Below are 12,798 nucleotides of genomic sequence, written 5' to 3'. Positions count from 1 at the left end.
CTGATCGCCTCGGCCGACAACGCGGTCTACGGCCCGATGGCCGCCGCCATGGCCGCCGGCATGACCCCGCCGCTCGCTCTGGCGCTCGCCACCAAGCTCTTCGCCGATCGCTTCAACGAAGACGAGCGCGAGGCCGGCAACGCCGCCTTCTTCCTCGGCATCTCCTTCATCACCGAAGGCGCGATCCCTTTCGCGGCCAAGGATCCGCTGCGGGTCATCCCGTCGCTGATGGCGGGCTCCGCGCTCGCCGGCATGATCTCGATGGGCGTCGGCGCCGAGCTGAAGGTCCCGCACGGCGGCATCTTCGTCCTGCCGATCCCGAATGCCGTCACCCATCTCGCGGGCTACGTGATCGCCATCGTCGCCGGCACCATCGTCTCCGCCGTCATGCTCCGCATCCTCAAGCCCAAGGCCGCGTGAGGACTTCGAGACACGCAGAGCCGGGCGGCACGTCCGCCCGGCTCTCGCCAGCCTGCCGGACGGTTCACCGCCCGGCGGCCTCTCCCGCCGGCTCGGTCGGCCCGGACGCTTCGCACCCCACGCAATTCGTCTTCCCTGCAACGAACCCCCGGAAGGAGTTCGAACGATGGCTCTCGTCTCCCTGCGCCAGCTGCTCGACCATGCCGCCGAGCACGGCTATGCGCTGCCCGCCTTCAACATCAACAACATGGAACAGATGCTCTCGGTCATGGGCGCGGCGGCGGAAGCCGATGCTCCGGTGATCCTGCAGGCGAGCCGCGGTGCGCGTGCCTTCGCCAACGACATCGTCCTGAAGCACCTGATCCAGGCGGCGATCGAGCTCTATCCGAAGATCCCGGTATGCATGCATCAGGATCACGGCAACTCGCCGGAGACCTGTTTCTCGGCGGTCGTCAACGGCTTCTCGTCGGTGATGATGGACGGCTCGCTGATGCCCGACGGCAAGACGCCGGCGGACTTCGACCACAACGTGATGATCACCTCCAAGGTGGTCGAGACCTCGCACATGGTCGGCGTCTCGGTCGAAGGTGAACTCGGCGTGCTCGGCTCCCTCGAGACCGGCATGGGCGAGAAGGAGGACGGTCACGGCGCCGAGGGCGTGCTCGATCACTCCCAGCTCCTGACCGATCCCGATCAGGCGGTGGCCTTCGTCAAGGCGACCGGCGTCGACGCGCTCGCCATCGCCATGGGCACCTCGCACGGCGCCTACAAGTTCACCCGCAAGCCCGACGGCGACATCCTGGCCCTGCACGTGGTCAAGGAGATCAACAAGCGGGCGCCGGGTCTGCATCTCGTCATGCACGGCTCGTCGTCGGTGCCGCAGGAGCTGCAGGACATCATCAACGCCTACGGCGGCGAGATGCCCCAGACCTTCGGCGTGCCGATCGAGGAGATCCTCGAGGCGTCGCGCCACGGCGTGCGCAAGGTCAACATCGACACCGACTGCCGCATGGCGATCACCGGCCAGATCCGCAAGGTCTTCGCCGAGAAGCCCGGCGAGTTCGACCCGCGCACCTACATGAAGCCCGCCATGGCGGCGATGAAGGCGCTGTGCAAGACGCGTTACGAGCAGTTCGGCGCGGCAGGCCAGGCCTCCAAGATCGACCCCGTGCCGCTGTCGGCGATGGCCGCGCGCTACAAGGACGGCTCGCTGCCGCGTGCCGTCGCCTGAGCGACACGTCGTCGCTCCGACATCTTCGCCCCGCACCCTGTCCCCGTCGCGTGACCCACGCGGCGGGGATTCGCGTCACGGGGTCGGATAAACGCGGATGTGAACGGATGCAATGAAAACGTTTTCATCACGAGCGACGCGGTTTCCGCATGGCTGGTCGGCGAGTACTGCCGCGAATGCTAGGTGCGAATACGCATTTGGCTCGTTCCGGGTCTTCGGCCTCTTGCGTGAAGGGCTGAAATCGTTTTCATTAGAGGAAAGTCGAAGACGCCGAGAAAACAGCGTATCTTCGCGAACATCCGGCGCACGACAGGCGTGCGCCGCCGCGGCCCGGAGGTTCGGGTCGCCGCCGGTGGCGAGAGGCAAAATGCCCGCCCTCGGCGATCCATGAGGAGCCCAGAAATGCCCGTGTCGTCGCTCATCGAACTCGACGCCCTCGTCGCACGCGTGAAGGCCGCCCAGGCGGTCTACGCCACGTTCGACCAGGAGAAGGTGGACGCGATCTTCCGCGCCGCCGCCTTCGCCGCGGCCGATGCCCGCATCCCGCTCGCCATGATGGCGGCCGAGGAGACCGGCATGGGCGTGGTCGAGGACAAGGTGGTGAAGAACCACTTCGCCTCCGAATACATCTACAACGCCTACAAGGACGAGAAGACCTGTGGCATCGTCGCCGAGGACACCGTCGGCGGCACCGTCACCATCGCCGAGCCGATCGGCCTGATCTGCGGCATCGTGCCGACGACCAACCCGACCTCGACCGCGATCTTCAAGTCGCTGATTGCGCTGAAGACCCGCAACGGCATCGTCTTCTCGCCCCATCCGCGCGCCAAGTTCGCCACCTGCGCCGCCGCCAAGCTGGTGCTCGACGCGGCGATCGCCGCCGGAGCGCCTGCCGACATCATCGGCTGGATCGACACCCCCTCGGTCGAGCTCTCCAACGCGCTGATGAAGCACCCGGAGATCAACCTGATCCTGGCGACCGGCGGTCCGGCCATGGTCAAGGCGGCTTATTCGTCGGGCAAGCCGGCGATCGGCGTCGGCGCCGGCAACGCGCCGGTGGTCATCGACGAGCACGCCGACATCAAGCGCGCCGTCGCCTCGATCCTGATGTCCAAGACCTTCGACAACGGCATGATCTGCGCCTCCGAGCAGGCGGTCGTGGCGGTCTCGTCGGTCTACGACGCGGTGCGCGAGCGCTTCTCCACCCACGGCGGCTACATCCTGTCGCCCGACGAACTGGAGAAGGTGCGTCGCGTGGTGTTCCCGAACGGCCATCTCTCGGCCGACGTGGTCGGCCAGTCGGCGGTCAAGATCGCCGCGCGCGCCGGCGTCACCGTGCCGGCCACCACCAAGGTGCTGATCGGCGAGGTCGAGACCGTCGGCGACGAGGAGCCCTTCGCCCACGAGAAGCTGTCGCCGACGCTGGCGCTCTATCGCCGCGCCGACTTCGCCGCCGCCCTCGACGCCGCGGCCGAACTGGTGGCGCTCGGCGGCATCGGCCACACCTCGGTGCTCTACACCGACCAGGACCGTCATCCCGAGCGGGTGATGGCCTTCGGCGAGCGGATGAAGACCGCCCGCATCCTGATCAACACGCCCTCGTCGCACGGCGGCATCGGCGATCTCTACAACTTCAACCTGGCGCCGTCGCTGACGCTCGGGTGCGGCTCGTGGGGTGGCAACTCCATCTCCGACAACGTCGGGCCGAAGCACCTGATCAACAAGAAGACGGTGGCGAAGCGGGCCGAGAACATGCTCTGGCACAAGCTCCCCAAGTCGATCTATTTCCGTCGCGGCGCGATCGTCGAGGCGATGAAGGATCTCGAGGGCAAGAAGCGCGCGCTTCTGGTCACCGATCGCTTCCTGTTCCAGACCGGCATGGCCGACGAGATCATCGGCCTCTTGAAGAAGAACGGCATCGAGGTCGAGGTCTTCGCCGACGTCGAGGCCGATCCGACCCTGACCGCGGTGAAGAAGGGTGCCGAGCGTGCGGCCGCCTTCAAGCCCGACCTGATCGTCGCCTTCGGCGGCGGCTCGCCGATGGACGCCGCCAAGATCATCTGGGTGATGTACGAGCACCCCGACGTCCACTTCGAGGACCTCGCCCTGCGCTTCATGGACATCCGCAAGCGCATCTACAAGTTCCCGAAGATGGGCGTGAAGGCCGAGATGGTCGCCATCCCGACGACCTCGGGCACCGGCTCGGAAGTCACCCCCTTCGCCGTCGTCACCGACGACACCAAGGGCATGAAGTATCCGCTCGCCGACTACGAGATCACCCCGACGATGGCCGTCGTCGACGCCAACTTCGTGATGAATCTCCCGAAGTCGCTCACCGCCTTCGGCGGCATCGACGCGGTGACCCATGCGCTCGAGGCCTATGTCTCGGTGATGGCCAACGAGTTCTCCGACGGTCAGGCGCTCCAGGCGCTGAAGCTGCTGAAGGAGTATCTGCCGGCCTCCTACACCGAGGGTGCCGCCAATGCGGTGGCGCGTGAGAAGGTGCACTCGGGTGCCACCATCGCCGGCGTCGCCTTCGCCAACGCCTTCCTCGGCGTCTGCCATTCGATGGCGCACAAGCTCGGCGCGGCCTTCCACCTGCCGCACGGCCTCGCCAACGCGTTGCTGATCTCCAACGTCATCCGCTTCAACGCGGTCGACAACCCGACCAAGCAGACCGCCTTCTCGCAGTACGACCGGCCGCAGGCCCGTCGCCGCTATGCCGAGATCGCCGATCACCTGGGTCTGACGGAGGCGGGCGACCGCACCGGCGCCAAGGTCGAGAAGCTGGTCGCCTGGGTGGACGGCCTCAAGGCCCACCTCGGCATCCAGCCGTCGATCCAGGCGGCGGGTGTGGCGGAGGCCGACTTCCTGGCCGCCGTCAAGAAGATCGCGGTCGAGGCCTTCGACGATCAGTGCACCGGCGCCAACCCGCGCTTCCCGCTGATCTCCGAGCTCGAGAGCCTGCTCGTCGCCAGCTACTACGGCCGCGCCTATGTCGAGGCCCCGGAAGTGATCGCCGCCAAGCCGGTCGTCGTCGCCTCCGATCCGGCGCCGAAGAAGGGTGGCCGCAAGGCGGCCGAATGAGAACCGCGTCCCCGTCGGCCGCACCGGCCCATTCGCCCCAGGGTGCGGGTCCGGTCGGCGGGGATGCGTGCCCCCTCGCATCTTCGATGTTTCCGTCCCTCGCCGGGACATGCTGATCTCTCAGGAGGAAATTCCATGGCTGTTCGTGTCGCCATCAACGGTTTCGGTCGCATCGGTCGCAACGTGCTCCGCGCCATCGTCGAGTCCGGCCGTACCGACATCGAGGTCGTCGCCATCAACGATCTCGGCCCGGTCGAGACCAATGCGCACCTCGTCCGCTACGACTCGGTCCACGGTCGCTTCCCCGGCACCGTGACGGTCGCCGGCGACACCATCGACGTCGGCCGCGGCCCGATCAAGGTGACCGCCGTGCGCGATCCCTCGACCCTTCCCTGGAAGGAACTCGGCGTCGACATCGCGCTCGAGTGCACCGGCCTCTTCACCGCCAAGGAGAAGGCCGCCGCCCACCTGACCGCCGGCGCCAAGCGCGTGCTGATCTCGGCCCCCGGCGAGAACGCCGACCTGACGGTGGTCTACGGCGTCAACCACGACAAGCTGACGAAGGATCATCTGATCGTCTCCAACGCCTCGTGCACGACCAACTGTCTGTCGCCCTTCGCCAAGGTGCTGAACGACACGATCGGCATCGAGAAGGGCATGATGACGACGATCCACTCCTACACGGGTGATCAGCCGACCCTCGACACCATGCACAAGGACCTCTACCGCGCCCGCGCGGCGGCCCTCAGCATGATCCCGACCTCGACCGGTGCGGCCAAGGCCGTCGGCCTGGTGCTGCCGGAACTCAAGGGCAAGCTCGACGGCTTCGCGGTGCGCGTGCCGACCCCGAACGTGTCGGTGGTCGACCTCAAGTTCATCGCCAAGCGCGCCACCACGGTCGCCGAGATCAACGACGCCATCCGCGCCGCCGCCAACGGCGGGCTGAAGGGCATCCTCGGCTACACCGACGACAAGAACGTCTCGTCGGACTTCAACCACGATCCGCACTCGTCGATCTTCCACACCGACCAGACCAAGGTCATGGACGGCACCTTCGTGTCGGTCCTCTCGTGGTACGACAACGAGTGGGGCTTCTCGAACCGCATGGCCGACACGGCCGTCGCCATGGGAGCCCTGATCTGAGATGAACGCGCCTCGTGAAAGCTTCGTGGCCGAGACGGCCGGCCGCATCCTGCGCAAGCGCCGCACCAAGATCGTGGCGACCCTGGGTCCGGCGTCGTCCGACGCGGGCATCATCGCTGCCCTCTTCGAGAGCGGCGTCGACGTCTTCCGCCTCAACTTCAGCCACGGCGCTCACGAGGATCACCTGCAGCGCCTCCGGATCATCCGTGATCTGGAAGTGAAGACCGGCCGCCCGATCGCCGTGCTGGCCGACCTGCAGGGGCCGAAGCTGCGGCTCTCGACCTTCGCGGCGGGCAAGATCGCCCTCCGCGAAGGTCAGGCCTTCCGCCTCGACCTCGACAAGGCCAATCCGGGCGACGAGACCCGGGTGGGCATGCCGCATCCCGAGATCTTCGCCGCCCTGGTGCCCGGCGCCGAGCTGCTGCTCGACGACGGCAAGGTGCGGCTGGAAGTGACCGCCTGCGGCCCCGATTTCGCCGACACTCGCGTGATCTCCGGCACCGCGCTCTCCGACCGCAAGGGCGTCAACGTCCCCGGCGTCGCCCTGCCGATCTCGGCGCTGACACCCAAAGACCGCGCCGACCTCGCCTTCGCGCTCGACGCCGGTGTCGACTGGGTGGCGCTCTCCTTCGTCCAGCGTCCCGCCGACGTCGAGGAGGCCCGCGGCCTCGTCGGCGACCGGGCGGCGCTGCTCGCCAAGATCGAGAAGCCGCAGGCGATCGATCATCTCGAAGCGATCGTCGATCTCTGCGACGGCATCATGGTGGCGCGCGGCGACCTCGGCGTGGAAATGCCGCCCGAGGACGTGCCGGGCCTGCAGAAGCGGATCGTCCGCGAGGCGCGCCGCGCCGGCAAGCCGGTGATCGTCGCCACCCAGATGCTGGAATCGATGATCACCGCACCGGCGCCGACCCGCGCCGAGGCCTCCGACGTCGCCACCGCCATCTTCGACGGTGCCGACGCGGTGATGCTGTCGGCCGAGACGGCGGCGGGTGCCTATCCGATCGAGGCGGTGACGATCATGAATCGCATCGCCGAGCGGGTCGAGCGCGATCCCGCCCATCGCCAGATGATCGATGCCCAGCACCGCGACGTCGAACGGGCCTCGCCCTCCGACGCCATCACCGTGGCGGCGCACGGCGTCGCCCAGGCGATCGGCGCGGCGGCGATCGTCACCTACACGACGTCGGGTTCGACGACGCTGCGGGCGTCGCGCGAACGTCCCGACGTGCCGATCCTGTGTTTTGCTCGTTCGATCGCCATATCTCGGCGTATGATGCTCGCCTACGGCGTCCACTCGGTGGTCGCGACGGTGCCGGACGGGTTCCGGGCCAAGATCGATGCCGCCGTGGCAGCGGTGAAGGCCGAGGGAATCGCGCGTGACGGCGACCTGATCGTGGTGACGGCCGGCGACGGCGTCACCGGCTCGACGAATGTCTTGAGGATCGCCACGGTCGGCGCATGATGCATGACGGGCATGTTCGCCTGCATCACGATCACGGGACAACACGTATGATGACTTTAGTCCGAAAGTATTAGGATGAAAGTCGACAGGGAGCCAGTGCGGTCGCCTCAGGAGAGGGCGAACGCCGAAACGAGGTTCGGGACCATGAACATCCATTCTCGCGACGTCGCCGATGCAACCACCACCGACCGGGTCGACCCCTGGCGGGGTTTCGTGCCCGGTTCCTGGAGCCGGGCGATCGACGTGCGCGACTTCATCCAGCGCAACGTCCTGCCCTACGAGGGCGACGCGAGCTTCCTCGCGCCGGCGACCGCGCGCACCGAGGCGCTGTGGACGAAGCTCAAGGAAGTCCTCGCCGCCGAGCGCGCCAAGGGCGGCGTTCTCGACGTCGACGGTTCGGTGATCTCCTCGATCGTCAGCCACGGTGCCGGCTACATCGACCGTGACCTCGAGCAGATCGTAGGCCTGCAGACCGATGCGCCGCTGAAGCGCGCGATCATGCCGTTCGGCGGCTGGCGCATGGTCAAGAACGGCCTCGAAGCCTATGGCTTCCAGGGTCAGCCCTGGCTCGCGGAGGTGTTTCCGAACGTCCGCAAGAGCCACAACGACGGCGTCTTCGACGTCTACACCCCTGAGGCGCTGAAGTGCCGCAAGTCGGGCGTCATCACCGGCCTGCCGGACGCCTACGGCCGCGGTCGCATCATCGGCGACTATCGCCGCGTCGCGCTCTACGGCGTCGCCCGCCTGATCGAGGACAAGAAGGCGCAAGGTGCGAGCCTCGAACTCGACGTGCTGTCCGAGGACGTGCTGCGTCTGCGCGAGGAGATCGCCGAGCAGATCCGCGCGCTGAAGGAACTCGTCGCGATGGCGGCGAAATACGGCTGCGACGTCTCGCGTCCGGCCGAGAACGCCCGCGAAGCGGTGCAGTGGACCTATTTCGCCTATCTGGCGGCGGTCAAGGAGGCGAACGGCGCCGCCATGTCGCTCGGCCGCGTGTCGTCCTTCCTCGACGTCTACATCGAGCGTGATCTCGACGAAGGCGTGCTCGACGAGGCCGGCGCCCAGGAGCTGATCGACCATTTCGTGATGAAGCTGCGCATCGTCCGCTTCCTGCGCACGCCGGAATACGACCAGCTGTTCTCGGGCGATCCCACCTGGGTGACGGAATCGATCGGCGGCATGGGCCTCGACGGCCGTCCGCTCGTCACCCGTTCGTCCTTCCGCTTCCTGCACACGCTGACCACCCTCGGCCCGGCGCCGGAGCCGAACCTGACGGTTCTGTGGTCGGAGAAGCTGCCGCAGGGCTTCAAGGACTATTGCGCCAAGACCTCGATCGACACCTCGTCGATCCAGTACGAGAACGACGACCTGATGCGTCCCTACTGGGGCGACGACTACGGCATCGCCTGCTGCGTCTCCGCCATGCGGATCGGCAAGCAGATGCAGTTCTTCGGTGCCCGCGCCAACCTCGCCAAGACGCTGCTCTACGCGATCAACGGCGGCCGTGACGAGAAGTCGGGCGAACAGGTCGGTCCGACCTTCGCGGCGGTCAGCGGCGACGTGCTCGACTTCGACGACGTCAAGGCGAAGCTCGTGCCGATGATGGAATGGCTCGCCAAGGTCTACGTCGGCGCGCTGAACTCGATTCACTACATGCATGACAAGTACATGTACGAGCGGATCGAGATGGCGCTGCACGATCGCGACATCCTGCGCACCATGGCCTGCGGCATCGCCGGCCTGTCGGTCGCCGCCGACAGCCTCTCGGCGATCAAGTACGCCAAGGTCAAGCCGATCCGTGACGAGCGCGGCATCGCCGTCGACTTCGAGCGGGAAGGCGAATGGCCGGCCTTCGGCAACAACGACGACCGGGTCGACGAGATCGCCGTGTGGCTGGTCGAGACCTTCATGAACTGCATCCGCAAGCAGAAGACCTATCGCAACGCGATGCCGACGCAGTCGGTGCTGACGATCACCTCCAACGTGGTCTACGGCAAGAAGACCGGCAACACGCCGGACGGTCGTCGCGCCGGCGAGCCCTTCGCGCCGGGTGCCAACCCGATGCACGGTCGTGACGCGCTGGGTCCGGTCGCCTCGATGGCGTCGGTGGCGAAGCTGCCCTACGAACACTCGCAGGACGGCATCTCCTACACCTTCACCATCGTTCCCTCGGCGCTCGGCAACGACGAGCAGAGCCGGATCGACAACATCACCGGTCTCCTCGACGGCTACTTCTTCCAGGGCGGCCATCACATCAACGTCAACGTCTTCGATCGCGAGACGCTGATGGACGCGATGGATCATCCCGAGAAGTATCCGCAGCTGACCATTCGCGTGTCCGGCTATGCCGTGAACTTCGTCAAGCTGACGCGCGAGCAGCAGCTCGACGTCATCTCGCGGACGTTCCATGGACTCAACTGATCGCCCCACCGCCGGTTGGGAAAGCTCCGCGCGCAAGCCTTCGGGCCTGCGCGCGAAGCGCCCGGCGATCCGTGGTTGGATCCACTCGACCGAAACCGGCGGTGCCGTCGACGGTCCGGGCATCCGCCACGTGCTGTTTCTGGCGGGCTGTCTGCTCCGCTGCCGCTACTGCCACAATCCCGACAGCTGGCACATGCACCACGGCCGTCCGACCACCTCCAAGGAGGTGCTCGACGAGCTCGCCCGCTATGCCAAGTTCCTGATCCACGCCAAGGGCGGTCTGACGCTGTCCGGCGGCGAGCCGCTGGTGCAGCCCGACTTCACCCACGCCATCCTGCGCGGCGCCAAGGAGATGGGCCTCCACACCGCGCTCGACACGGCGGGTTTCCTCGGCGCCCATGCGACCGACGACCTGCTCGCCGACGTCGATCTGGTGCTGCTCGACATCAAGGCCTTCTCGGAAGAGACCTATCAGGATCTGACCGGCGTGGCGCTGGAGCCGACGCTCGCCTTCGCCCGCCGGCTGGCGGCGATGGCCAAGCCCGTCTGGCTGCGTTACGTGCTGGTACCGGGGCTGACCGACAAGTTCGACGAGATCGAGGGGCTGGCGACCTTCTCCGCCGGGCTCGGCAACGTCGAGCGGGTCGACGTGCTGCCCTTCCACAAGCTGGGCGAGTTCAAGTGGCAGGCCGAGGGGATCCCCTATTCGCTCGCCGACACAGAACCGCCGTCACACGAGCTCACAGAGCGCGTGCGAGACGTCTTCCGCAGTCGCGGTCTGATGACCGCGTGACACCTCGCCCGGTCGGGCGTCCTTTCCAGGGAGATTCACATGACCACCATCGTCGACATTTCGGCGCGCCAGATTCTCGACAGCCGCGGCAATCCCACCGTCGAGGTGGACGTCGTCCTCGAAGACGGCTCCTTCGGCCGCGCCGCCGTTCCGTCGGGCGCCTCCACCGGTGCCCACGAGGCGGTCGAACTGCGCGACGGCGACAAGTCGGTCTATCTCGGCAAGGGCGTGCTCAAGGCCGTCGAAGCGGTCAACGGCGAGCTCGCCGAGACGATCGTCGGCTGGGAGGCCGAGGACCAGATCGCCATCGACACCGCGATGATCGAGCTCGACGGCACGTCCAACAAGGCCCGTCTCGGCGCCAACGCCATCCTCGGCGTGTCGCTGGCGGTGGCCAAGGCGGCGGCGGAAGCGGCCGGTCTGCCGCTCTACCGCTACGTCGGCGGCCCCAACGCCCGCGTCCTGCCGGTGCCGATGATGAACATCATCAACGGCGGCGTGCATGCCGACAATCCGATCGACTTCCAGGAATTCATGATCATGCCGGCGGGTCTGCCGACCTTCGCCGAGGGTCTGCGCGCCGGCGCCGAGATCTTCCACACGCTGAAGAGCGAGCTGAAGAAGGCCGGTCACAACACCAACGTCGGCGACGAGGGCGGCTTCGCGCCGAACCTGAAGTCGGCGGAAGCGGCACTCGACTTTGTCATGGCGGCGATCGAGAAGGCCGGCTACGCGCCGGGCAAGGACGTGTACCTCGCCGCCGACTGCGCCTCGACCGAGTTCTTCAAGGACGGCAAGTACGTCTACGAAGGCGAGAAGAAGACCCGCGATTCCAAGGCCCAGGCCAAGTATCTCGCCAAGCTCGCCGCCGCCTATCCGATCATCTCGATCGAAGACGGCATGGCCGAGGACGACTGGGAGGGCTGGAAGTATCTGACCGACCTGATCGGCGACAAGGTGCAGCTGGTCGGCGACGATCTGTTCGTGACGAACTCCACGCGTCTCGCCCAGGGCATCAAGTCGGGCACGGCCAACTCGATCCTGGTCAAGGTCAACCAGATCGGCTCGCTGACCGAGACGCTCGAGGCGGTCGAGATGGCGCACAAGGCCGGCTACACCGCGGTGATGTCGCATCGCTCGGGCGAGACCGAGGATTCGACCATTGCGGATCTGGCGGTCGCGACCAACTGCGGACAGATCAAGACCGGCTCGCTCGCCCGTTCGGACCGGCTCGCCAAGTACAACCAGCTGCTCCGCATCGAGGAACAGCTCGGCGACGCCGCGCGCTACGCGGGTCTGTCGATCCTCAAGGCGTGAGCCTGTCGATCCTCGAGGCGTGAGCCTCGAGACCGGATGAAAGACGACGGCGGCCTTTGGGCCGCCGTCTTCGTTTTCGGAGAGGCGAGGGAAGGGCACGGCATCGCCTTGCACGATCGCGCGTCTCGGCGCACCATCCGCCTCCCCCGAGCCGAGGATGCCCGCATGGAACCGACCACCCTTCTCGCCTTCACCATAGCGTTGACGATCGCCGCCTTCCTGCCGGGGCCCGGCATGACGGCCGTGGTGGCGCGGGCGCTGGCGGTCGGGTTTCGCGGTACGCTGCCGCTGGTGCTCGGCATGATCCTCGGCGATCTGACCTTCCTCGCCTGCGCCGCTCTCGGCCTCGCGGCGCTCGCCAACACGTTCGAGACCGTCTTCACCGTCGTGAAGTGGGCGGGTGCGGCCTATCTCGTCTTCCTCGCCTTCCAGCTGTGGACGGCGAAGCCGCAGGCCGACGAGGTTTCGGCGGAGAGGGGCGCGCAGCGCTCGTTCCTGCGGGTGACGATCGGCGGGCTGGTGCTGACGCTCGGCAATCCCAAGACCATCGTCTTCTACATGGCGCTGCTGCCGTCCGTGATCGATCTGGGACGGCTCACGCCGGTCGGCTTCCTCGAACTCGCGGCGATCGTCTTCGTCGATCTGGCGATCGTCGGGGCGGTCTATGCCGGGCTCGCCGCCAAGGCACGCGGCTTCTTCCGCGACGCCGGCGCACGGCGTATTCTCGACCGCACGGCGGGCACGATGATGGTCGGCGCGGCGGTCGCGGTGGCGACGCGCTGAGAGAGAAGCGATTCGCCGACGAGAGAGGGCCCGGGGGTCATCTTTCGGCCGGAATCAACCCGTTGAATCCACAAGCTCATTTCGCGCCCTCGCAGGGCGTTTGAACGTGCGCGCGCGAGCGGGTAGAAGATCTCTCCG

At 67.0% G+C, this 12,798-nt stretch carries 9 protein-coding genes; all 9 read left to right on the top strand.

Going from position 1 to position 12,798, the window contains the following annotated elements:
- Positions 1 to 420 (top strand): fructose-specific PTS transporter subunit EIIC (locus tag ACT53U_RS18375; protein WP_476157271.1); only part of this gene is annotated, 420 nt, incomplete at its 5' end.
- 166 nt (positions 421 to 586) lie between these two features.
- A complete protein-coding gene (gene fba, locus ACT53U_RS18370) occupies positions 587 to 1,651 on the top strand; it encodes a class II fructose-bisphosphate aldolase (RefSeq protein WP_476157270.1) in 1,065 nt (354 codons plus the stop codon).
- A 387-nt stretch (positions 1,652 to 2,038) separates the two neighbouring features.
- A complete protein-coding gene (adhE, locus tag ACT53U_RS18365; RefSeq protein ID WP_476157269.1) occupies positions 2,039 to 4,738 on the top strand; it encodes a bifunctional acetaldehyde-CoA/alcohol dehydrogenase in 2,700 nt (899 codons plus the stop codon).
- Between the two features lie 135 nt (positions 4,739 to 4,873).
- Positions 4,874 to 5,881 (top strand): type I glyceraldehyde-3-phosphate dehydrogenase, encoded by a 1,008-nt coding sequence (gene gap, locus ACT53U_RS18360; protein ID WP_476157267.1) that lies wholly within the window; start codon positions 4,874 to 4,876, stop codon positions 5,879 to 5,881.
- Between the two features lies 1 nt (position 5,882).
- Entirely contained in the window at positions 5,883 to 7,346 is a 1,464-nt protein-coding gene (pyk, locus tag ACT53U_RS18355; protein WP_476157265.1) for a pyruvate kinase, read from the top strand.
- Between the two features lie 144 nt (positions 7,347 to 7,490).
- Entirely contained in the window at positions 7,491 to 9,767 is a 2,277-nt protein-coding gene (pflB, locus tag ACT53U_RS18350) for a formate C-acetyltransferase (RefSeq protein ID WP_476157263.1), read from the top strand.
- Positions 9,754 to 10,560: a pyruvate formate-lyase-activating protein gene (gene pflA / locus ACT53U_RS18345; RefSeq protein WP_476157261.1), complete on the top strand. Its 807-nt coding sequence runs from the start codon at positions 9,754 to 9,756 to the stop codon at positions 10,558 to 10,560. The genes pflB and pflA overlap by 14 nt, the downstream gene beginning before the upstream one ends.
- 39 nt (positions 10,561 to 10,599) lie before the next feature.
- Positions 10,600 to 11,877: a phosphopyruvate hydratase gene (gene eno / locus ACT53U_RS18340; RefSeq protein WP_476157259.1), complete on the top strand. Its 1,278-nt coding sequence runs from the start codon at positions 10,600 to 10,602 to the stop codon at positions 11,875 to 11,877.
- Between the two features lie 165 nt (positions 11,878 to 12,042).
- Positions 12,043 to 12,660: a LysE family translocator gene (locus ACT53U_RS18335; RefSeq protein ID WP_476157257.1), complete on the top strand. Its 618-nt coding sequence runs from the start codon at positions 12,043 to 12,045 to the stop codon at positions 12,658 to 12,660.
- Positions 12,661 to 12,798: the final 138 nt, after the last annotated feature.

It is taken from the genome of Pinisolibacter sp. DMC19 (assembly GCF_056313985.1).
The sequence above is the reverse complement of the archived record's forward strand: the minus strand, read 5'-3'. Positions and strand labels throughout refer to the sequence as shown.